At 67.3% G+C, this 21647-nt stretch carries 21 protein-coding genes; 18 read left to right on the top strand and 3 right to left on the bottom strand.

The genetic code is table 11. The features are described from left to right. Positions 1-28 precede the first annotated feature (28 nt). From Q0632_RS07975 to Q0632_RS07950, 6 genes are read left to right on the top strand one after another with little or no spacing between them, the layout of a single operon-like run. Positions 29-457, top strand: a complete 429-nt coding sequence (locus Q0632_RS07975) for a PaaI family thioesterase (protein WP_298926928.1) — start codon at positions 29-31, stop codon at positions 455-457. Positions 458-482: 25 nt separating this feature from the next. Beyond that, the gene (locus Q0632_RS07970; protein ID WP_298926923.1) at positions 483-1499 is read left to right on the top strand and encodes an NADP-dependent oxidoreductase; all 1017 of its coding nucleotides are present in this window, start codon (positions 483-485) and stop codon (positions 1497-1499) included. Between the two features lie 8 nt (positions 1500-1507). Next, complete coding sequence (locus Q0632_RS07965; protein WP_298926918.1) at positions 1508-3148, top strand: isovaleryl-CoA dehydrogenase; 1641 nt, start codon at positions 1508-1510, stop codon at positions 3146-3148. A gap of 9 nt (positions 3149-3157) precedes the next feature. Beyond that, complete coding sequence (locus Q0632_RS07960) at positions 3158-4114, top strand: glutathione S-transferase family protein (RefSeq protein ID WP_298926913.1); 957 nt, start codon at positions 3158-3160, stop codon at positions 4112-4114. Beyond that, positions 4111-5019, top strand: coding sequence for an SDR family oxidoreductase (locus Q0632_RS07955; protein ID WP_298926908.1), 909 nt, complete (start codon positions 4111-4113; stop codon positions 5017-5019). Before Q0632_RS07960 ends, Q0632_RS07955 begins: the two co-directional genes overlap by 4 nt. An 11-nt stretch (positions 5020-5030) precedes the next feature. Further along, a complete protein-coding gene (locus Q0632_RS07950; protein WP_298926905.1) occupies positions 5031-5576 on the top strand; it encodes a methylated-DNA--[protein]-cysteine S-methyltransferase in 546 nt (181 codons plus the stop codon). A gap of 7 nt (positions 5577-5583) precedes the next feature. Here the strand turns inward: Q0632_RS07950 and Q0632_RS07945 are convergent, their stop codons facing one another. Beyond that, the gene (locus Q0632_RS07945; RefSeq protein WP_298926900.1) at positions 5584-6102 is read right to left on the bottom strand and encodes a hypothetical protein; all 519 of its coding nucleotides are present in this window, start codon (positions 6100-6102) and stop codon (positions 5584-5586) included. Positions 6103-6233: 131 nt separating this feature from the next. On the opposite strand from Q0632_RS07945, the gene Q0632_RS07940 reads away from it, so the two are divergent. From Q0632_RS07940 to Q0632_RS07930, 3 genes are read left to right on the top strand one after another with little or no spacing between them, the layout of a single operon-like run. Then, positions 6234-8570 carry a Tex family protein gene (locus Q0632_RS07940; RefSeq protein WP_298926896.1) on the top strand — a complete coding sequence of 779 codons (2337 nt, stop codon included), beginning with the start codon at positions 6234-6236 and terminating at the stop codon, positions 8568-8570. A 12-nt stretch (positions 8571-8582) separates the two neighbouring features. Continuing rightward, positions 8583-9671, top strand: a complete 1089-nt coding sequence (locus tag Q0632_RS07935) for a phospholipase (protein WP_298926891.1) — start codon at positions 8583-8585, stop codon at positions 9669-9671. Beyond that, positions 9668-10750 carry an acyltransferase gene (locus tag Q0632_RS07930; RefSeq protein ID WP_298926883.1) on the top strand — a complete coding sequence of 361 codons (1083 nt, stop codon included), beginning with the start codon at positions 9668-9670 and terminating at the stop codon, positions 10748-10750. The genes Q0632_RS07935 and Q0632_RS07930 overlap by 4 nt, the downstream gene beginning before the upstream one ends. Positions 10751-10773: 23 nt before the next feature. Here the strand turns inward: Q0632_RS07930 and Q0632_RS07925 are convergent, their stop codons facing one another. After that, a complete protein-coding gene (locus tag Q0632_RS07925) occupies positions 10774-11910 on the bottom strand; it encodes an iron-containing alcohol dehydrogenase (RefSeq protein ID WP_298926878.1) in 1137 nt (378 codons plus the stop codon). Between the two features lie 115 nt (positions 11911-12025). On the opposite strand from Q0632_RS07925, the gene Q0632_RS07920 reads away from it, so the two are divergent. The 3 genes from Q0632_RS07920 to Q0632_RS07910 are packed head-to-tail and all read left to right on the top strand — an operon-like array spanning position 12026 to position 16187. Further along, the gene (locus tag Q0632_RS07920; RefSeq protein WP_298927046.1) at positions 12026-12937 is read left to right on the top strand and encodes an alpha/beta hydrolase; all 912 of its coding nucleotides are present in this window, start codon (positions 12026-12028) and stop codon (positions 12935-12937) included. Further along, on the top strand, positions 12934-13812 hold the full coding sequence (locus Q0632_RS07915; RefSeq protein ID WP_298926873.1) for a YbgC/FadM family acyl-CoA thioesterase: 879 nt from the start codon (positions 12934-12936) through the stop codon (positions 13810-13812). Before Q0632_RS07920 ends, Q0632_RS07915 begins: the two co-directional genes overlap by 4 nt. A gap of 59 nt (positions 13813-13871) precedes the next feature. Continuing rightward, positions 13872-16187: an O-antigen ligase family protein gene (locus Q0632_RS07910; RefSeq protein ID WP_298926868.1), complete on the top strand. Its 2316-nt coding sequence runs from the start codon at positions 13872-13874 to the stop codon at positions 16185-16187. Here Q0632_RS07910 and Q0632_RS07905 read toward each other — a convergent pair. After that, on the bottom strand, positions 16163-17071 hold the full coding sequence (locus tag Q0632_RS07905) for a folate-binding protein (RefSeq protein WP_298926863.1): 909 nt from the start codon (positions 17069-17071) through the stop codon (positions 16163-16165). The two genes, Q0632_RS07910 and Q0632_RS07905, sit on opposite strands and share 25 nt — an antisense overlap. 54 nt (positions 17072-17125) lie before the next feature. Between Q0632_RS07905 and mltG the strand changes: the two genes are divergently transcribed. The 6 genes from mltG to Q0632_RS07875 all read left to right on the top strand — a co-directional run bounded on the left by mltG (position 17126) and on the right by Q0632_RS07875 (position 21646). After that, positions 17126-18121 carry an endolytic transglycosylase MltG gene (gene mltG / locus Q0632_RS07900; protein ID WP_298926858.1) on the top strand — a complete coding sequence of 332 codons (996 nt, stop codon included), beginning with the start codon at positions 17126-17128 and terminating at the stop codon, positions 18119-18121. Then, positions 18118-18750, top strand: coding sequence for a dTMP kinase (gene tmk / locus Q0632_RS07895; protein ID WP_298926855.1), 633 nt, complete (start codon positions 18118-18120; stop codon positions 18748-18750). Before mltG ends, tmk begins: the two co-directional genes overlap by 4 nt. Then, positions 18747-19742 (top strand): DNA polymerase III subunit delta', encoded by a 996-nt coding sequence (locus Q0632_RS07890; RefSeq protein ID WP_298926853.1) that lies wholly within the window; start codon positions 18747-18749, stop codon positions 19740-19742. The genes tmk and Q0632_RS07890 overlap by 4 nt, the downstream gene beginning before the upstream one ends. An 8-nt stretch (positions 19743-19750) precedes the next feature. Continuing rightward, positions 19751-20113 (top strand): PilZ domain-containing protein, encoded by a 363-nt coding sequence (locus tag Q0632_RS07885; protein WP_298926848.1) that lies wholly within the window; start codon positions 19751-19753, stop codon positions 20111-20113. 70 nt (positions 20114-20183) lie between these two features. Further along, a complete protein-coding gene (locus Q0632_RS07880; RefSeq protein ID WP_298927043.1) occupies positions 20184-20990 on the top strand; it encodes a TatD family hydrolase in 807 nt (268 codons plus the stop codon). Further along, positions 20987-21646: an ankyrin repeat domain-containing protein gene (locus tag Q0632_RS07875; RefSeq protein WP_298926843.1), complete on the top strand. Its 660-nt coding sequence runs from the start codon at positions 20987-20989 to the stop codon at positions 21644-21646. Before Q0632_RS07880 ends, Q0632_RS07875 begins: the two co-directional genes overlap by 4 nt. Position 21647 lies beyond the last annotated feature (1 nt).

Raw genomic sequence — 21647 nt, 5'->3', positions numbered from 1 at the left:
GCTTGGGGCGGCCCAGCGCCGACTGGTCATGAACTTCGGCGTCGAGATCCCCTTCGTCACCCACCTGGGCTTCGAGCTGGTGCTGTTCGAGGGCGGCCAGTCCGAGATCCATTACCAGGCCCAGGCCGAGCACCTCAATTCCTTCGGGGTCACCCACGGCGGCGCCATCATGACGCTGATGGACGTGTCCATGGCGGTGGCGGCGCGCAGCGTCGACAAGGAGATGGGCGTTGTCACCATCGAGATGAAGACCAGCTTCATGCAGCCGGCCCGCGGCCTGCTGGCCGGCAAGGGCCGGCTGATCCACCGCACGGCCACCATGGCCTTCACCGAGGCCACGATTTTCGACGCCGATGGCAAGGCCTGCGCCCATGCCACCGGCACCTTCAAGTACGTCAAGCGCCTGCCCACCGGGCCCAAAAGCGCCAATCCGCTGAACGTCATTTCAACCGACTGACGCACGGCACCCCAAGGAGACACACATGCCCCAGAACAAGCAGATCCAACTGGACAACCGTCCGCAAGCCGAAGCCACCGTTTCCAACTTCAAGCTGGTGACAGCCGACACGCCGGCCCTGCAGGACGGCCAGGTCCTGGTGCGCCACCATTTCCTCAGCCTGGACCCCTACATGCGCGGCCGCATGAACGACTCCAAGAGCTATGCCGTGCCGCAGCCGCTGGGCCAGGTCATGCAGGGCGGCACCGTCGGCGAGGTGGTGGAGAGCAAGAACGCCAAATACGCGGTCGGCGACAAGGTCGTGGGCTTTGGCGGCTGGCAGCAGTACAGCGTGGTCAATGGCGACCAGGTCGGCGCCTTGCGCAAGGTCGACACCACCCATGTGCCGCTGTCGCACTACCTGGGCGCCGTCGGCATGCCCGGCGTCACGGCCTGGTATGGCCTGGTCAAGATCATCGAGCCCAAGGCCGGCCAGACCATGGTGGTCAGCGCCGCCACCGGCGCCGTGGGCAGCGCCTTCGGCGCCCTGTCCAAGGCGCGCGGCTGCCGCGTGGTTGGCGTCGCCGGCGGCCCGGACAAGTGCAAGTACGCGGTCGAGGAACTGGGCTTCGATGCCTGCATCGACTACCGCCTGCACAAGGACGCGGCCTCGCTGTCCAAGGCGCTCAAGGAACACTGCCCGGACGGCATCGACGGCTACTTCGAGAACGTCGGCGGCATCGTGCTGGACGCGGTGCTCAGCCGCATGAACGCCTTCGGCCGCATCGCCCTGTGCGGCATGATCGCCGGCTACGATGGCCAGCCCCTGCCGCTGGCCTATCCGCAACTGATTCTGACCAACCGCCTGAAGATCGAAGGCTTCATCGTCAGCGAGCACATGGAAGTCTGGCCCGAGGCCCTCAAGGAGCTGGGCACCCTGGTGGGCACCGGCAAACTGCGCCCACGCGAGACTGTGGCCGAAGGCATCGAGGCCGCGCCCGAAGCCTTCCTGGGCCTGCTCAAGGGCAAGAACTTCGGCAAGCAGCTCGTCAAGGTGATCTGAGCCCAGCCATGGAGGCGACCCACGAGGTCTTCAACCAGCCGGCGCCGCTGGCCGGCTACAACCTGTTTGAAGGCAACGCCGGCCTGCGCGACGCGCTCAAGTTCAACGCGCCGCAGCTGGACACCGCGGCCCTGTCGGCGATGGGCGCAAGGCTGGGCAGCGTGGACATGCAGACCCATGCGCGCCTGGCCAACGTCCACACACCGCAACTGCACAGCCATGACCGCTTCGGCCGGCGGGTCGACCAGGTCGAGTTCCATCCCAGCTACCACGCCCTGATGGGTCTGGCCACCGAAGCCGGCCTGCACGGCACGCCGTGGCTGGGCGAGGGCACCTCGCCCCATGTGCAGCGGGCGGCCGGCTTCATGCTCTTCACCGAGCTGGAGCCCTCCATCCTGTGCCCCATCTCCATGACCTATGCCGTCACGCCGGCGCTGCGCAGCAACCCCGCCGTGTACGCCGACTGGCAGACTGGGCTGACGGCGCGCGCCTATGACCCGGCGCTCAAGCCCTGGAAAGACAAGGCCGGTCTGACCATGGGCATGGGCATGACCGAGAAGCAGGGCGGCTCGGACGTGCGCGCCAACACGACCCAGGCCGTGGCCGATGGCCAGGACGGCTGGGGCCAGCGTTACCGCATCACCGGCCACAAATGGTTTTTCTCGGCGCCCATGTGCGACGCCTTTCTGGTGCTGGCGCAGGCGCCGGCCGGCCTGTCGTGCTTCTTCGTGCCGCGCGTTTTACAAGATGGCGCCATCAACGTCATCCACATCCAGCGGCTGAAGGACAAGCTGGGCAACAAGGCCAATGCCAGTTCCGAGGTCGAGTTCCACGGCGCCAGCGCCTGGCTGGTCGGCGAAGAGGGCCGGGGCATCCCGCAGATCCTGGAGATGGGCACCATGACGCGGCTGGACTGCGCCCTGGGCACCAGCGGCCTGATGCGTCAGGCGCTGGCCATCGCGCTGAACCACGCGCAACAGCGCCAGGCCTTCGGCAAGCCGCTGATCGAGCAGCCGCTGATGCGCAATGTGCTGGCCGATCTTGCTATCGAAAGTGAAGCGGCCTGCGCCCTGTCCATGCGGCTTGCAAGGGCTTTTGACCACAAGAATGAGGCGCACGAGGCGGTCATGGCGCGCTTGCTCACGCCGATCGCCAAGTTCTGGATCTGCAAGCGCGGCAGCCATTTCGCCCAGGAGGCGATGGAATGCCTGGGTGGCAACGGCTATGTGGAGGAGGGCGGCGAGGGCATCATGGCCCGCATCTACCGCGAGATGCCACTCAACTCCATCTGGGAGGGCGCCGGCAACATCATGGCGCTGGACCTGCTGCGTGCGCTGCGCAAGGCCGATGCAGCGGCGGCGCTGGCGCAGGAACTCGCACCCGCCAAAGGAGCGCACGCCGCGCTGGACCGCCTGGCCGCTGCGCTGCCGGCCCGGGTGGAGGACATGGCCAGCGAGACCGAGGTCCGCCGCCTGGCCCAGGACGTGGCAATGGCCGTGCAAGCGGCGCTGTTGTTCCAGAGCGCCCCGGCCGCGGTGTTCAGTGCGTTTTGCGACTCGCGCATCGCCGGCAACTGGGGCCACAGCTTCGGCAGCCTGGGCGCACAAACCGATTTCGACAGCATCATTGCGCGCGCCCTGCCGCGCTGAAGGACATCCATGGCCGACCTCATCCTGCACCACTACCCGACATCCCCCTTTTCCGAGAAGGTCCGCCTGATCCTTGGCCGCAAAAAGCTGGGCTGGAAGTCGGTGGTGATCCCGTCCATCATGCCCAAGCCCGACGTCCTGGCCCTGACCGGCGGCTACCGCAAGACGCCCTTCATGCAGGTCGGCGCCGACATCTACTGCGACAGCGCCCTGATCTGCGACGTGCTCGAGCACGTGCAGCCCGAGCCCACCCTGTATCCGCCGCATCTCAAGGGCGTGTCGCGGGTGTTCGCGCAATGGGCCGACACCACGCTGTTCTGGGCGGCCATGGCGCACAACCTGCAGCCCAAGGGCGCGGCCCACATGTTTGCCGGCGCGCCGCCCGAGGTGGCGAAAGCCTTTGGCGACGACCGCAAGGCCATGAGCAGCAACATGGTGCGGCTGCGCTCGGCCGATGCCAGCGCGGCCTACCGCTCCTACCTGCGGCGCATCGCCCACATGGTGGAAGAGCACGAGTTCCTGTTCGGCGCCGAGCCCTGCGTGGCCGACTTCGCCACCTACCACCCGCTGTGGTTCACCCGCACCCGCGTGCCGGTGGTGGCCGACATCATGAATGCCACGCCGGCCGTCGGCGAATGGATGGACAGGCTGGCGGCCATCGGCCACGGCGGCATGGACAAGTTCACAGCCGCTGACGCCATCGCCGTGGCCAATGCTGCAGAACCCATGCCCGCCGGCGCCAATCTCTTGATCGACAGCGCCTTCCAGGACGAGCACGGCATCGCGCTGGGCAGCCGTGTCACGGTGACGCCGGAAACTTTTGGCACCGAAGCTACCGAGGGCGAGCTCATCGCCGCCACCCGCATGCACTACACGCTGCGCCGCGAGGACGCGCGCGCCGGTACCGTCCACGTGCATTTCCCCCGCATTGGCTATGTCCTGAAGAAAGTGGAGAGCGCAGCATGATCAAGGAGTTCAAGGGCAAGACCGCGGTGCTGACCGGCGCGGGCTCGGGCTTCGGCCTGGAGTGCGCGCGCATTGGCGCCCGGCTGGGCATGAACCTGGTGCTGGTCGACGTCCAGCAGGATGCGCTGGACAAGGCCGAAGCGGAAATGAAGGCCGCCGGTGCCCAGGTGCTGGCGCGCAAGGTCGACGTCGCCAACGCGCCGGCCATGGAAGCCCTGGCCCAGGCCACGTTCGAGCGCTTCGGCGCGCCGCACTTCGTCTTCAACAACGCCGGCGTGGGCGCCGGCGGCCTGCTCTGGGAAAACAGCGTCGCCGACTGGGAGTGGGTGCTGGGCGTCAACCTCTGGGGCGTGATCCACGGCGTGCGCCTGTTCACGCCCATGATGCTGGAAGCCGCGAAGAAAGACCCGTCCTGGCAGGGCCACATCGTCAACACCGCCAGCATGGCTGGCCTGCTGACGCCGCCCAACATGGGCATCTACAACGTCAGCAAGCATGCGGTGGTCAGCCTGAGCGAGACCCTCTACCAGGATCTGCGCCTGGTCACGGACCAGGTCGGCGCCAGCGTGCTGTGCCCGTACTTCGTGCCCACCGGCATCAGCCAGAGCCAGCGCAACCGGCCCGGCGAGCTGGCAGCGGACAAGCCGACAAAGAGCCAGCTGATCGGCCAGGCCATGAGCGACAAGGCCGTGGGCTCGGGCAAGGTGACAGCGGCGGACGTGGCGCAAAAGGTCTTCGATGCCATTGCCGCCGACCAGTTCTACATCTTCAGCCACCCCAAGGCCCTGGGCAACGTGCAAAGCCGCATGGAGTCCATCGTGCAGATCCAGAACCCGGCCGACCCCTTCGGCGAGCGGCCCGAGCTGGGCGAGCAGCTGCGCGCGGCCTTGCGCGAGGCCGTCTGACGGACCAGCCCATGGCCACGGCGCTGGGCTTTTGCGTCTTCGACACGGCCATCGGGCCCTGTGGCATGGCCTGGGGCGCGCAGGCCCTCGTGGGTGTGCAATTGCCGGGGACTGATGCACAGGCCACGCGCAGGCGCATGCAAAGCCGCTTCGCGGACACGCCTGAAACGACGCCGCCCGAGGCCGTGCAGGCCGTGATAGCGCGCGTTCGCAAGCTGCTGCAAGGCGAGCCGGACAGCCTGCTGGACGTTGCGTTGGACATGGAGGGCGTGCCGCCGTTCCACCAGCGCGTCTATGCGCTGGCGCGGGCCATCCCGCCGGGCCGCACCATGACTTACGGGGAAATGGCGCAGCAGCTGGGCGAGCCGGGCGCGGCGCGGGCTGTCGGCCAGGCGCTGGGCCACAACCCCTTTGCGCCGGTCGTGCCCTGCCACCGCATCCTGGCCGCAGGCGGGCGCGGGGGCGGCTTTTCGGCCACCGGCGGGGTCGACACCAAGCTCAAGATGCTGGAGATCGAGCGCGCCCAGGTCAACGGCCCGGGCCTGTTCGACGCCTGACGGCCGGTCAGACCAGCGGCGTGGTCCGCAAGTCGGTTGCCGGGCGGGCGCGCTCCAGCCGCGCATCGATGCGCGTCTCGATCTCGCCCATCCGGGTTGCCAGGGTGCGGTTCATCTGCTCGAGCTGGGTGCGCAGCTCGCGCTGGCTGCCAACCATGGCCTTCTCGAACTCGGTGGCGGCGATGGCCTCGCGCTGGCGGTTTTCGCGCAATTGCGCGTCCAGGTGCTGGCGCAGCTCGGTGAAGCGCGAGGCTTCGGCCTTGTCGGCCAGGTCACGCTGGGCCTGCAAGGCCTTGCTGTGCTGGCGCGACTCGATCAGCAACTGGGTCTGCGAGGTGGCGTTGGCGGCCAGGAAGGCCAGTGCCGTGATGCCCAAAATGGCCAGCATGATCAGGCCCAGAGGCGCCTCCATCACCACCAGGCCGAAGCTCAGCGGCGTGGTGCGCAGGAATTCGGACCAGTTCAGCGCGGCGAAGCCGGCCACCGCGAGGATGGCAAGAACAAGAATGACCAGTCGGGCTCGCATGGTGTGCTCCTAGGAAAGGGATGCGTTCATGCTGCTGGCCCAGGCGCTGGCCCCCTGTCAGCCGACACGCCGATTTCGTGTCCGCAGCCTGTGGCAAACTGCCGCGTTCCCTCGAAAAACAGCAGTACAGAATGCAGAAAATCATCCGGCAAATCGCCGCCGAAATCAGGGTGGGCGAGCAGCAGGTCCGCACGGCGGTGGAGCTGCTCGACGGCGGCGCCACCGTGCCCTTCATCGCCCGCTACCGCAAGGAAGTCACCGGCGGCCTGGACGACATCCAGCTGCGCGAGCTCGAGCAGCGGCTGGGCTACCTGCGCGAGCTGGAAGATCGTCGCGAGGCGGTGCTCAAGGCCATCGACGAGCAGGGCAAGCTGACGCCGGCGCTGCGCGCCGCCATTGAGGCTGCGCCGACCAAGCAGGAGCTGGAAGACCTGTACCTGCCTTTCAAGCAGAAGCGCCGCACCAAGGGCCAGATCGCCCGCGAGTTCGGTATCGAGCCGCTGGCCGACAAGCTGTTCGCCGACCCGATGCTGGACCCCGCGGCCGAGGCCGCAGCCTTCACGCGGCCGCCCGAGGTGCTCGACGACGGCAAGCCCGGTGCCGACTTCTCCACCGTGCCGGCCGTCCTGGACGGCGTGCGTGACATCCTGTCAGAGCGCTGGGCCGAAGACCCGGCCCTGGTGCGTTCGCTGCGCGAATGGCTGTGGAGCGAAGGCCTGTTCAAGTCCAAGCTGGTTGCCGGCAAGGACGAGAACAACGCCGATGTCGCCAAGTTCCGCGACTACTTCGACTACGACGAGCCGGTGGGCCGCGTGCCCTCGCACCGCGCTTTGGCAGTGTTCCGCGGCCGCCAGCTGGAGATGCTGGAGGCCAAGCTGGCGCTGCCGGTGGAGCCCGAGCCGGGCAAGCCCTCGATCGCCGAGGGCAAGATCGCCTTGCACCTGGGCTGGAGCCACAAGGCGCGGCCTGCCGACGACCTGCTGCGCAGGTGCGTGGCCTGGACCTGGCGCGTCAAGCTGTCGCTGTCCACTGAGCGCGATTTGTTCACCCGCCTGCGCGAGGACGCCGAGAAGGTGGCCATCAAGGTCTTCGCCGACAACCTGCGCGACCTGCTGCTGGCCGCACCGGCCGGCCCGCGGGTGGTGATGGGCCTGGACCCCGGCATCCGCACCGGTGTCAAGGTGGCGGTGGTCGATGCCACCGGCAAGCTGGTGGAAACCGCCACAGTGTTCCCGCACGAGCCGCGCCGCGACTGGGACGGTTCGCTGCACACCCTGGGCAAGCTGGTGCAGCAGCACGGCGTCAACCTGATTGCAATCGGCAACGGCACGGCCAGCCGCGAGACCGACAAGCTGGCCGGCGAACTGATCAAGCTGGCGGCCGCCGCCGGTCTGCCTGCCATGGAGAAAGTTGTGGTCAGCGAGGCGGGCGCATCGGTCTATTCGGCCAGCGAGTTCGCCTCGCAGGAGATGCCGGACGTTGACGTCAGCCTGCGCGGCGCCGCCAGCATCGCCCGACGCCTGCAGGATCCGCTGGCCGAGCTGGTCAAGATCGACCCCAAGTCCATCGGCGTCGGCCAGTACCAGCACGACGTCAACCAGAGCGAACTGGCCCGCACCCTGGAAACCGTGGTCGAGGACTGCGTCAATTCGGTCGGCGTGGACCTCAACACCGCCAGCGTGCCGCTGCTGTCGCGCGTGTCGGGCCTGTCGGCCAGCGTGGCCAAGGCCGTGGTGCGCTGGCGCGAAGCCAATGGCGCCTTCAAAAGCCGCCAGCAGCTGCTGGATGTCTCGGGCCTGGGCGCCAAGACCTTCGAGCAGAGCGCCGGCTTCCTGCGCATCCGCGGCGGCGACAACCCGCTGGACATGACGGGCGTGCACCCGGAAACCTATCCTGTGGTCGAGAAGATGCTGGCCCAGACCGGCAAGCCGGTGGCCGAGGTCATGGGCCGCGCCGAGATGCTGCGCACCCTCAAGCCCGAACTCTTCGCCAACGAGAAGTTCGGCGTCATCACCGTCAAGGACATCCTGGGCGAGCTGGAAAAGCCTGGCCGCGATCCACGCCCGGACTTCAAGGTGGCGCGCTTCAACGACGGCGTCGACGACATCGCCGACCTGAAGGAGGGCATGGTGCTGGAGGGCACGGTGAGCAACGTGGCGGCCTTCGGCGCCTTCGTCGATCTGGGCGTGCACCAGGACGGCCTGGTCCACGTCAGCCAGCTGGCCAACAAGTTCGTCGACGACGCGCGCGAGATCGTCAAGACCGGCGACATCGTCAAGGTCAAGGTGCTGGAAGTGGACGTGGCGCGCAAGCGCATCAGCCTGACCATGAAGATGGACGCGGCGCCGGCCAGGCGCGATGGCCCGCGCGACAACCGCTTCGAAGGCGCCGCCCGCGGCCAGCGCACGGCGGCGGCGCCGGCAGCGCCCACGGCCATGGCCGGAGCCTTTGCCAAGCTGCGCCGCTGAGTCCCACACCGCATGCAGGCCCTGCGCATTCTTGCCGGCCCTGGCGCCCTCCGCCACATCGAACAGCACGGCCTGCGGCCGCAGGATGTGGGTGTGGTGCCGGGCGCAGCCGGTGGGCCCAAGGGCCTGATCCTCGGGCCGCTGGACCGCTTCCTGTTCGGCCACTGGCTGGCGCGTTCGGATCAGCCCATCGACCTGGTGGGCGCCTCCATCGGCGCCTGGCGCATGGCCACCGCCTGCCTGGACCAGCCGGTGCCGGCCTTCGAGCGGCTCGAGCGCGACTACATCGCCCAGCACTACGAACCGGAACCGGGCCGCAAGATGCCCTCGGCCGACCTGGTCAGCGAGCGCTTTGGCGCCAGTCTGCAGGACTTCTATGGCGGGCGCATCGCCCAGGTGCTCAACCACCCGCGCTACCGCCTGCACATCGTCACTTCGCGCGGCCGCCACATGCTGGGCCGCGAACACGGCCTGGCCACGCCGCTGGGCTACCTGGGCGCCTTCCTGACCAATCTGCTGCACCGCAAGGCCATGGGCGGCTGGCTGGAGCGGGTGGTCTTCTCCAGCGCCAGTGGCCAGACGCCGGCAGCTTTGCCCTTTGGCACGGGCGACTACCGTACGCGCCAGGTCGCGCTGTCGGAAGCCAATTTCAATGCGGCCTTGCAGGCCAGCTGCTCCATTCCCTTCGTGCTGCGCGCCATCCACGACATCCCTGGCGCGCCGCGCGGCGCCTACTGGGATGGCGGCATCACCGACTACCACCTGCACCTGGACTACGCGCCGGCGCAGCCTGCGGGCCTGGTGCTGTATCCGCATTTCCAGAAGGCCGTGATTCCAGGCTGGCTGGACAAGGGCCTGAAATGGCGGCACGGCGCCACGCCTTTTCTGGACAGCATGGTGGTGCTGGCGCCCAACCCCGAGTGGGTCAGAACCTTGCCCAATGGCAAGCTGCCGGACCGCACCGACTTCACGCGTTACGGCCCCGACCTGCAGGGCCGCATGACAGCCTGGAACAGCGCGGTCAGTGCCAGCGCGCAGCTGGTCGATGAATTTGCGCAGTGGCTGGAGCGCCCGGACATGGACCGGGTGGCGCCACTGTGAGTGGCGCGGCCGGTGGCGCTGGCGAACGCGTCCTTGGCTGGGATGTGCTGCGCGGCCTGAGCGCGCTCGCGGTCGCGGTCTACCACCTGCTGCTGTGGCAGGGTGTGACCGCCCTGCACAGCTTTGGCAGCTACGGGGTCTATCTGTTTTTCGTGCTCTCAGGCGCCAGCCTGGCCTACACCTATGCCGGCCGCTTCGAGCAGGGCGGCTTCAGGTTCCGCCAGTTCCTGTGGGTGCGCTACATGCGGCTGGCGCCGCTGTATCTGGCGCTGATGCTCCTGGTCCTGCCCTGGAAGATGGCCAGGGACGGCGTGACGGACACTCTGCTGGCCAAGCTGGCGCTCAATGCCGCCTTCCTGTTCGGTTTCTGGAACCCGGCGGCCAATTCCGTGCTGATCGGCGGCTGGTCACTGGGGATTGAAGCCGTGTACTACCTCGCGTTCCCGCTGTTTCTGTGGGCCGGCCTCAAGCGCCATGCCGGCCTGGTGCTCTTGTGCCTGTTGCTGGTGCTGCAGCTCGCCTGGATCCGCTGGACCGCCGGTGGCCCCGAGGGTTATGCCGCCAATGCGGTGGCCTACCACCAGGTGCCGGCCTTCGCTGCCTATTTCATGGGCGGTTGCCTGCTCGGGCTGGCGCGCCGTGCCGGCCGGATGCCAACGATCGCTCCGGCCCTGGTGCCCGGTGTGCTCGCCGGCGGATTTGGACTGCTGTGGCTGCTCAATCCCGCGCAAGCAGGCGACGAACTCCTGGGCTGGCGCGGCCTGCTGTGCATGGCCTTGTGCTTCCTGCTGGTCTGGCTGTCGACCGGTTTGGCACTGCGCCACGACAGCGCCCGAGCCGCCGCCCACCTGGGGGACGCCACCTACGGGCTGTACCTGATGCACCCCGTGCTCTTCTTCGGCCTGACTTGGACCGTTATCCCCCGCCTCGGCTGGGGCAGCCCCGAGCAATGGCCTGTCGGGGGGCGCCTCGCGCTGTCAGCCGCCGTGATCGGCTCGGCCTTTTTGCTGGCGCTGGCCAGCGAGCGGTTTGTCGAGAAGCCTCTGCGCGAATGGAGCAAGCGCCGCGCGCTGCGCTAGGCGCCAGCAGCAAGCCTGCGTTGCTACAGGGAGGTGGCCAGCAGCTCCTCGTACTCGGCGGCACTGGCAATGCGCGGATTGGTCTTGTGGCAGTGGTCGGCCAGCGCGCCCTGGATGATCTGACCGAAGGCCGACTGCTGCACCCCCATGGCGGCCAGGCCGGTGGGCAGGCCCAGGCGGGCGTTCATGTCGCGGATTGCATCGGCGATGTCGCTTGCCGAAGCCAGGCCCATGGCGTGGGCCATGCGCTCGAGCCGCCTGTCCTTGATGACGGACTCGGCCTGGGCATTGAAACGCACGACGGCAGGCAGGAACATGGCGTTGAGCGTGCCATGGTGCAGGCGAGGGTCGACCCCGCCCAGGCTGTGGCTGAGGGAGTGCACGCAGCCCAGACCCTTCTGGAAGGCCATCGCGCCCTGCATGGAAGCGCTCATCAGGTTGAAGCGGGCCTCGCGGTCGCTGCCGTCGCGCGTGGCGCGCTCGATGTGGGCCCAGCCGCGCTCCAGGCCGTCCAGGGCAATGCCGTCGGCCGGCGGGTTGAAGGCCGAGGCCATGAAGGTCTCCATGCAGTGGGCGATGGCGTCCATGCCGGTGGCTGCCGTGAGCTTGGCCGGCAGGCCCAGGGTCAGCTCAGGGTCGCAGATGGCGGTGCGCGGCACCAGGTGCCAGGAATGGAAGCCCAGCTTGCGGTGGTCGTCGACGATGATGATGGCGCCGCGCGCCACCTCGCTGCCGGTGCCGCTGGTGGTGGGCACGGCGATCAGCGGCGCGGCCTTGTCGGTGATGCGCGGCGAGCCGCCCTCGATGGTGGCGTAGTGGGTCAGTGGGCCTTCATGGGTGGCGGCAATGGCCACGCCCTTGGCGCAATCGATGGCCGAGCCGCCGCCCACGGCGATCAGGCCGTCGCAGTTGTTGGCCTTGTACATCTGGGCGGCCGCCCGCACCGCCGCCTCGGTCGGGTTGGACGGCGTCTGGTCGAACACGGTGACCGGCAGGCCGGGCAGGGCGTCCAGGGCCTTTTGCAGGACGCCGGCGGCCTTGACGCCCTGGTCGGTGACGATCAGGGGACGGGTGATGCCCACGCGCTCGCATTCCTGCTTGAGCAGTTTCACGGCGCCGAAGTCGAACTGGATCTGGGTGACGTAGTAGATGAAAGCCATGGTGCGCGCCGTTGTACGATGGAAAAATCGCACTTTACGGCACGCAGGGGGCCATGCATATCCAGCAGGTGACAGCTTGAATCCGCCGCCGGCCTCGGCCCGGCTCACGCCCGCCATGCGTTCGGTGCTCGAACGCATGGCCCGTGCCGGCCATCCCCCCATGTACACCCTGGGGCCTGCGCAAGCCAAGGCGGCCTATGAAGCCGGAGCAGGCGTGCTGGAAGTTCCCAAGGCCGCGCTGGCGCGGGTGGAGGACTTCGCGATCCCGTCGCGCGATGGCACGCCCTTGCCGGCCCGGCTGTATGCGCCCAGCCAGGCTCGCCTGCCGGTGCTGCTGTACTTCCATGGTGGCGGCTTCACCATCGGCAGCATTGCCAGCCACGACATCCTGTGCCGGGAACTGAGCCGGCTCAGCGGCTGCGCGGTGGTCTCGCTGGACTACCGGCTGGCGCCCGAGCACCGCTTTCCCATCGCCGTTAACGATGCCTGGGATGCCGTGCAGTGGCTGGCTGGGCAGGGCAGGGACCTGGGCCTGGACAGCAGCCGTCTGGCGGTGGGCGGCGATAGCGCGGGCGGCACGCTGGCCGCCGTCAGCGCCATCCTGGCGCGCGACGCCGGCTTGCCGCTGGCCCTGCAACTGCTGTTCTACCCAGGCTGCGCGGCCTACCAGGACACGCCTTCGCACAAGTCCTTTGCCGAGGGCCTGGCGCTGGAGGCGGCCCACATCGACTACTTTTTCGGCCACTACATCGACTCCCAGGACCGCGCGGACTGGCGCTTCTCGCCCCTGAACGTGCCCGACGCCGAAGGCCTGGCGCCGGCCTGGTTCGGCCTGGCCGAATGCGACCCGCTGGTCGACGAAGGCCTGCTCTACGCGGATACACTGCGGGCCGCCGGCGTCGCGGTGCAGCTGGAAATCTACCGCGGCGTCACCCATGAATTCATCAAGATGGGACGCGCCATCCCCGAAGCCCGGCAAGCCCATGGCGACGCGGCGCGCGCCCTTGCCGAGGCCCTGCACCCATGACCACCAGCAAAGACGATTTCCGCTTTTTCCACCGCCTGCGCGTGCGCTGGGCCGAGGTGGACATGCAAAAGATCGTGTTCAATGCCCACTACCTGATGTACTTCGACACGGCGGTGGCGGACTACTGGCGGGCCCTGGCCTTGCCGTATGAAGAAGCCATGGCGCAGCTGCAAGGGGATCTGTACGTCAAGAAGGCGACCGTGGAATTCCATGCCTCGGCGCGCATGGACGATCAACTCGAGATCGGCATGAAGTGCGGCCGGATCGGCACCTCGTCCATGACCTTCAGCGGCGCGATCTTCCGCGCCGAGCAAATGCTGATCACCTGTGAACTGGTCTATGTGTTTGCCGACCCGGCGACCCAGACCTCGCGCCCTGTGCCCCAGGCCTTGCGCGACATCCTGCAAGGCTTCGAAGCCGGCCAGGCCATGGTGCAGGTACGCACCGGGACCTGGGCCGAGCTGGGCGCTGATGCCGGCGCCCTGCGCACCCGGGTCTTCGTCGAGGAGCAGCAGATCCCGGCCGAACTGGAGTGGGATGCCGCCGATGCCACGGCTGTCCACGCCGTCGCCTACAACGGCCTGGGCCAGCCGCTGGCCACAGGCCGCCTGCTGCAGCCGGCGCCTGGCGTGGCCCAGATCGGCCGCATGGCGGTCGACAAGGTGCTGCGCGGCTCCGGGGTCGGGCAACAGGTGCTGCTGGCCCTGGTCGCGGCGGCGGCAGCGCGCGGCGACCGCGAGGTGCTGCTGCATGCCCAGCGCAGCGCCGAGGGCTTTTACCGCCGCCTGGGCTTTGCCGGGCGCGGTGAAGCTTTTGTCGAGGCCGGCATCCCCCACCTCGAAATGGCCATCACGCTGCCGCTGGCGCGCCCCTGAGCGGGCCCCATCACGGCCAGGGACAGCGGCGACAATAGGCGCCTGCCTTTCCTGAACCCATGGCCAAGAAAAAACGAAACAGCCCCGACAGGCGCGCCGAAGGCGGTGTTGCCGAACTCGCCGCCAGCGGCGCTCCCCTGAATCTCCCCGTCGGGCGTGCGGAGCCGACGAACCCGGCGCGCAGCCGGCCTGCAGCCGCATCCCTGAGCTTGCCCACGGAGGTCGTGCGCGGGGACTGGACTGTCTTGATCTTCGCCCTGATGATGTTCTTCGCGCCCACCCTGGGCGTGCCGCACGAGGAAATGCTGCAGGACACGCTCAAGTCCATCGTGGTCTCGTTCGCGGCGCTGGGCGCCGCACTGATCTTCTTCTGGCAGCAACGCAACCGCCGCGACGGACTGCGCTGGCATGCAATGGTCTGGCTGCCATTGGCGCTGATGGCCTACGCGCTGGGCAGCATGGCCTGGTCGCACACCTACCTGGGCGGGGTGGAAGCGGTCCGCTGGTTTGTCTTCAGCCTGCTGCTGTGGCTGGGACTGAATACCTTGTCGCGTGAGCGCCTGCCCTGGTTGGCGCAAGGCGTGCACTGGGGCGCTGTGGGCGCCTCCTTGTGGACGGCACTGCAGTTCTGGGTGGACTTGCGTTACTTCCCCCAAGGTCCCAATCCCGCTTCGACTTTCGTCAACCGCAACTTCTTCGCCGAGTTCGTGGTGTGCACCTTGCCGTTTTCCGCCCTGCTGTTGGCGCGTGCGCGACAAAGTTCGCAGATCGCGTTGATGGCGGCCAGCACCGGTTTCATCATCGTGGCGACCCTGATGACCGGAACCCGGGGCGCTTTGATCGCGCTGTGGTTCCAGTTGATCGTTCTGCTGCCGCTGATCGGCTGGCTCTACCGCAAGCAGTTTGCTTTTCCCAAATGGGATGCAGGCAAGCGGATGCTGGCCGTGGGCCTGCTGGTCGCCACCGTGGCCGGCCTGGGCATGGTCAGGACCGGCAATGAAAAGATCGTCGTGGAAGAGCGCGGTGTCACAGCCCTGGAGCGTGGCTTCAAGCGGACCGGATCGATCTCCACGCAGGATTCGTCGCTGGGGATCCGCTTCATCATGTGGAAGGCAACCAGCCGCATCATCGAGCAACGGCCCCTCAGCGGGGTGGGCGCCGGCGCCTGGGAAAGCGATATTCCGCTCTACCAGGCGGAGGGATCGCAGCTTGAAACCGACTACTACGTCCACAATGAATTCCTGCAACTGCTGGCCGAATACGGCCTCGTCGGCTGGCTGTTCCTGCTGCTGCTGTTCGCTTACCTGTTGACGGCGGCCTGGCGCACCCTGACGGACCACAGCGCTGAAGCGCAGGCCGAAGCGCCCCTGCGAGCCGTGTTGCTCACTGCCTTGCTCGCGTTGTTCATCGTCAGCAATGTCGGCTTCCCCTGGCGCATGGCCAGCACCGGCGCGCTCTTTGCCTTGTGCCTGGCCGGCCTGGCCGCCTCGGATGCGCGCCTGGGCCTGAACCATCGCTGGGCGGCTTCACGCCTGAACTGGAAGCCGTCCTACTCGCATGCGGGGGCCATGGTCACCGCGGTCTGTCTGGCGCTGGCGGCTTACATCACGCAGCAAGCCGCGCAATGCGAGTACAAGATCGTCAGGGCGACCAAGCTGGCGCTGACCATCTCGGCTTCGGGTGATGTCAATAACCCCAAATGGGACAAAACAAAGTCCGAGATGCTGCGGCTGATCAAGGAAGGCACGGACATCAATCCCCACTACCGCAAGGTCACCCCGATGGTGGCCGACGAACTGGCCAAATGGGGCGACTGGAAAAATGCCATCTGGGTCTGGGAAAGCGTGGTGTCGTCCCGGCCGTATGTGGTGGCCATCATGTCCAACATCGCCCGTGGCTACACCTCGACAGGCCAACCCGAAAAGGCGCTGGGCTTTCTGGAGCGGGCCAAGAAAATACAGCCCAATGCCCCGGCTGTGCGCTCCCTCGAAGTCGTTCTGCTGGGCCGGATCGGACAGGAAAAGCGGGCGATGGAGCTGGCGCGCGATGCCATCGACAAAGGCATCTACGATTTCGACCTGATCAATGCGGCCTTCATCCTGGGCTGGCGCACCGGCGACTACCCTATGGCGCTCAAAGCCATGGATTTGCGCATGAAGGGCTGGCCTGCCACGCAAAAGCAGGGCTACATGCAATTGGGCAGCATCTACACCACAGGCCTGCACGACCCCGACAAGGCGCTGGAATCCTTCAAGAAGGCCATGGACATGACGCCGCACGCGGAGCGTATGGCGTTGCTGGGATACATCCCGCCGGTCTACTGGGCCAAGCTGGGTTATCCCAACGTGCCTCAGACGTCAGCGGCAAGCAGGTAGGGCAGGGGCTCGAGCTGCAGCGCCGCCCCCTGCGGACCGCCCAGGCTGAGGCGCCCGCCTTGCGCGGCCGATGTCTGCAGCGACACGACCGCGTCCCAGCCGCCCAGCGGACTGGCAGCGGCCTGGGCCACGAGCCCGCAGGGCTGCTCGCCGTCGCTCTCATGAAAAACTTCCTGGCCAGCGGCCAGCGGCGCCTGCGAATGCGCCGGGTAGGCGCGCCGCTTCAGGGTGCCGCGGAACTGGCTGCGCGCCACGACTTCCTGCCCGGGATAGCAGCCCTTCTTGAAATTCACGCCGCCGACCGACTCGTAGTTGAGCATCTGCGGCACAAAGGCTTCCACGATGGGCACGGTGATGCTGGCGATGGCGCTGCGCACTTCGCCCCATTGCCACAGCGATGTGTCCAGCGGCAGACCTGCCGGCGCAGCTTCGCCGGCGGGGGCTACCCACAGGGCGCGTGGCTGGCCATCGGCCGGGTAGAGCGTCACGACGCTCGCGGCTCCCAGGTCCTGCTTGACCCAGGGCATTTGCGCCAGGCTCGCGGCAGCGTCACCAGCCATCCCGTACAGGCTGAACGCCTCGCTTGCGTCGCTGAGCCTGGCTTTGGCGCGCAGGACAAACATGGACAGCCGTTTCAGGGTTGGCGCCAGGATGTCGCGGCTGGTGACCAGCAGGATCTCGTCCGGGCCGCGTTTGAAACCGATGAAACTGGCCTGCATACGGCCCTTGGCGCTGCAGAAGGCCGCCAGCCGGGCCTGGTCCTGGCCCAGCAGGGCGAAATCCTGGGTCAGCTGGCCCTGCAGGAATTTGGCCGCGTCCTCGCCTTCGACGCGGATGATGCCCAGGTGGGGCAGGGGGGCGATGCCGTTCAATGCGTTGCTCATTGCCTGAATTATCATCGTCGGTCCAATCCATCCATCATGTAGGGGCAGCAGTCCGTGCGGCGTTTCCTGTTGACGGTTTTTATGGTCGCAGCGCTGTCCGTCCTGGCCGCGGGCGGCTGGGCCCTTTGGTGGGTCTACCAGCCCATGCGCATGCCGGCGGCGACGCTGGATCTGTCCATCGAGCCCGGTACCCTGCCGCGCGGCGTGGCGCAGGCGGTTGCCGACGCCGGCGTCAATGTCAATCCCGACCTGTTGTACCTGTGGTTCCGGGTGTCGGGCCAGGACCGGGCGATCAAGGCCGGCAGCTACGAACTGGAAGCGGGCATCACGCCGCACAGGCTGCTGTCCAAGCTGGCGCGCGGCGAAGAGGCCCTGCGCGCGGTCACCCTGGTGGAGGGATGGACCTTTCGGCAGTTCCGCGCCGCCCTTGGTAAGGAAGATCAGCTCAAGCCCGACACGCGTGGCCTGACCGACGACGCCGTGATGACCCTGGTGGGCCTGCCCGGGCGCCATCCCGAAGGCCGCTTCTTCCCGGACACCTACACCTATGCCAAGGGGTCGAGCGACGTCGCCGTCCTCAAGCGTGCCCAGCGGGCCATGGACAAGCGCCTGGCCGCCGCCTGGGCCCTGCGCACGCCACAGGCCATGGCCAAGACACCGGAACAGGCGCTCATCCTGGCCAGCATCGTTGAAAAGGAAACCGGCAAGGGCGCCGACCGGCCGCTGATTTCCGCCGTTTTCAACAACCGGCTGCGCGTGGGCATGCCGCTGCAGACCGACCCGACCGTGATCTACGGCATGGGCGAGGCCTTCAACGGCAATCTGCGCAAGGTCGACCTGCAGACCGACACGCCCTGGAACACCTACACCCGGCCCGGCCTGCCGCCCACGCCCATCGCCATGCCCGGCAAGGCATCGTTGCTGGCGGCGGTGCAACCGGCTGGTGGCAAGGCCCTGTACTTCGTCGCGCGCGGCGACGGCAGCAGCCATTTCAGCGAGAGCCTGGACGAGCACAACCGGGCGGTCAACAAATACCAGCGCGGCCAATGACGGGCATCTTCATCAGCTTCGAGGGCATCGACGGGGCCGGCAAATCGACCCATATCGAAGCCCTGGCCCAGGCGTTCAGGGAGCAGGGAAGGGCGCTCGTGCTGACCCGCGAGCCCGGCGGCACCCCGCTGTCCGAGCAGCTGCGCGCCCTGGCGCTGAACGAAGCCATGGATCCGCTCACGGAAGCCCTGCTGATGTTCGCCGCCCGCCGCGAGCATCTTGTGCAGGTGATTGAGCCGGCGCTGGCACGCGGCGACGTGGTCCTGTGCGACCGTTTCACCGACGCCACTTTCGCCTACCAAGGAGGAGGGCGGGGCTTCGACCGGTCTGTCCTTGCCCAACTGGAGCAGTGGGTGCAGCAGCGTGTGGACGGCGGGCTGCGCCAGCCGGACCTCACCATCCTATTCGACATCGCGCCTGCGGTCGCCGCGGCCCGGCTGTCCACTGCCCGCGTGCCCGACAAGTTCGAGTCGCAGTCCCAGGCCTTTTTCCAGCGTGTGGCCGATGGCTACGATGCCCGCGCGAGCGGCGAGCCGGCCCGCTTTGCACGCGTTCAGGCCGACCAGCCACGCGAAGCGGTCTGGCGCGATGTGCTGGCTGCCATCCGCGGCAAAGGATGGCTGGCATGAGCCTGGATGCCCCCTGGATCGCCGCCCAGACCCGCGCACTGCTGGCGCAGCGCGGCCACGCCTGGCTGCTGCAGGGCCCCTCCGGCCTTGGCCAATACAGCCTGGCCCTGAGCATGGCCCGGGCCTGGCTGTGCGACCGGCCGGGGCCCGACGGCGCCTGCATGCAATGCGACAGCTGCCATGCGGTGGACGTGCGCACCCACGCGGACCTGTGCGTGCTCATGCCCGAGACCGTGATGCTCGAACTGGGCTGGCCCCTGTCCGAAAAAGCCCAGGACGCCATCGACAAGAAGGAGCGCAAGCCCAGCAAGGAAATCCGTGTCGAGGCCATGCGCGACGCCATCCAGTTTTCGCAGCGCACCAGCGCCCGCGGCCGCGGCAAGGCGGTTCTGGTCTACCCGGCCGAACGGATGAACCACGTCACGGCCAACGCCCTGCTCAAGACACTGGAAGAGCCGCCGGGCGACGTGCGCTTCGTGCTGGCCAGCGAGGCCGCGCATCTGCTGCTGCCCACCATCCGCAGCCGCTGCCTGGGCCACACCATGGCCTGGCCCGAACCTTCGCAGAGCGTTGACTGGCTGCAAAGCCTAGGCCTGCCAGCAGGCGATGCGCCGGTGCTGCTGCGCGCCGCCGGCGGCAGACCCCAGGACGCCCTCCAGCTGGCCCAGTCAGGGCGGGATGGCACGCAATGGGGACTGTTGCCTCGCGGCATCGCCCGGGGCGATGGTTCCGTGCTGGCCGACTGGACGCCCGCCCAGGCTGTGGATGCGTTGCAAAAGCTCTGCCATGACCTGCTGGCAGTGCGCGCGGGCGCCCAGCCCCGCTTTTTCAGCGCCACCGACCTGCCGGCAGGCGGCTCGCTCCCGGCCTTGAATGCCTGGGCCAAGGCGCTCAGCCGCACGGCCCGGACGGTGGAGCATCCATTCAATGCGGGGCTGATGCTCGAAGCCCTTGTGAGCCAGGCCCGTACGGCCCTAAACTCAAGACCCTGAGCGCCGTCATGAGCAATCCTTCGCCCACCACCCCACGCCCGAGCGTCATCCAACTGGCCATCAAGGAAAAAGCCGCGTTGTACGCGGCTTACATCCCCTTGTTCACCGACGGTGGGGTCTTCATCCCGACCACGCGCGATTACAAGCTGGGCGACGATGTCTATGTCCTGCTGTCGCTGCCCGAGGATCCGCAGCGCTATCCGGTGGCAGGCAAGGTCGCCTGGGTTACGCCCGCGCGGGCGGCCGCCAACCGGACGCAAGGGGTCGGCATCCGCTTTCCCTCGGACGAAAAATCCAGGCTGCTGAAGATCAAGATCGAAGAGATCCTGGGCGCCCACCTGGGCTCCGAGCGGCCCACGCAGACGATCTGATTGCTACAATTTCTGTAGCATCCAACGCCCATTTCATCGGGGCTCACCCTACTTTTTGAGCCAAAAGACGATGTTTGTCGATTCGCATTGCCATTTGACGTTTCCCGAGCTGGCGCAACGGCTGCCGGAGATCCGCCAGGCCATGGCCCAGGCCCAGGTGGACCGGGCCTTGTGCATTTGCACCACGCTGGAAGAGTTCGACGCCGTCCACGCGCTGGCTTTGCAGTACGACAACTTCTGGGCCAGCGTCGGCGTGCATCCGGACAACGAGGGGGTCACCGAGCCCAGCCTGCAGGACCTGCTGGACCGCGCCGCATTGCCCAAGATCGTGGCCATCGGGGAAACCGGGCTCGACTACTACCAGATGGAGGAGCGAAAGGGTGGCCGCACAGTGGCGGACATGGAATGGCAGCGCACGCGCTTTCGCACCCATATCCATGCCGCCCGGCAGACCGGCAAGCCGCTGGTGATCCATACCCGGGCCGCTTCCGCTGACACCGTCGCCATCCTCAAGGAAGAGGGCGAGGATGGCTCCGCCGGGTCGGCTGGCGGTGTCTTCCATTGCTTCACCGAGACCGCCGAGGTGGCCCGCGCCGCCCTGGACCTGGGGTTTTACATCTCGTTTTCCGGCATCCTGACCTTCAAGAGCGCGGCCGACCTGCGCGAAGTTGCGGCCTTCGTGCCGCTGAACAGGCTGCTGATCGAGACCGACAGCCCCTACCTCGCACCGATTCCTTACCGAGGTAAGACCAACAATCCCTCGTATGTCCCTTATGTGGCCCGCCAACTGGCCGAGCTGCGCGGACTGCCGGTCGAGCAGATCGCCAGCCTGACCAGTGCCAATTTCGAGCGTCTCTTCAGAGCGGTGCAATCATGAGAAAATGGTTTAGAAGAGTTATCTATCTTGCTGTCACAACAGTATTTTCTGTTGCGAGTGCAGGCTCTTACGATGACTTTTTCATCGCCATCAAGCGCGACGACCCAGCCGCCATCACGGCCTTGTTGCGCCGGGGATTCGATCCCAACACGCCGGGTCCTCAGGGCGTTGTGGGACTGATTCTGGCCGTGCGCGAACCCTCGCTGAAGGCCGCCGATGCGCTGCTGGACTGGCCCAAGACCAATCCCGAGCCACGTTCGGCCGAGGACGAGAGCCCGCTGATGCTGGCGGCGCTGCGTGGTCACACGGCCTTGGCGAAGAAGCTCATCGCCAGGGGGGCGGACGTCAACAAGACCGGTTGGGCGCCTTTGCATTACGCCGCCACCAGCGGCCATCTGGAGATCATGCGGATGCTGCTGGAAAACCATGCCTACATCGACGCCGAATCGCCTAACGGAACGACTCCGCTGATGATGGCAGCCCATTACGGCACGCCTGCCGCCGTCAAGCTGTTGCTGGACGGCGGCGCCGACGCCGGGTTGAAGAACCAGATCGGACTGACAGCAATCGATTTCGCGCACCGTGCCAACCGCGCGGAGTCGGCCGAACTAATCGCCAGTTCGGTGCGGTCTGCGCAACCAAAAGGCAAGTGGTGAC

Origin of the sequence: uncultured Ramlibacter sp. (genome assembly GCF_936925435.1) — a bacterium.
GTDB lineage: Bacteria > Pseudomonadota > Gammaproteobacteria > Burkholderiales > Burkholderiaceae_C > Ramlibacter.
Note: the sequence above shows the minus strand (reverse complement) of the source record. Positions and strands in the feature narration are given on the sequence as shown.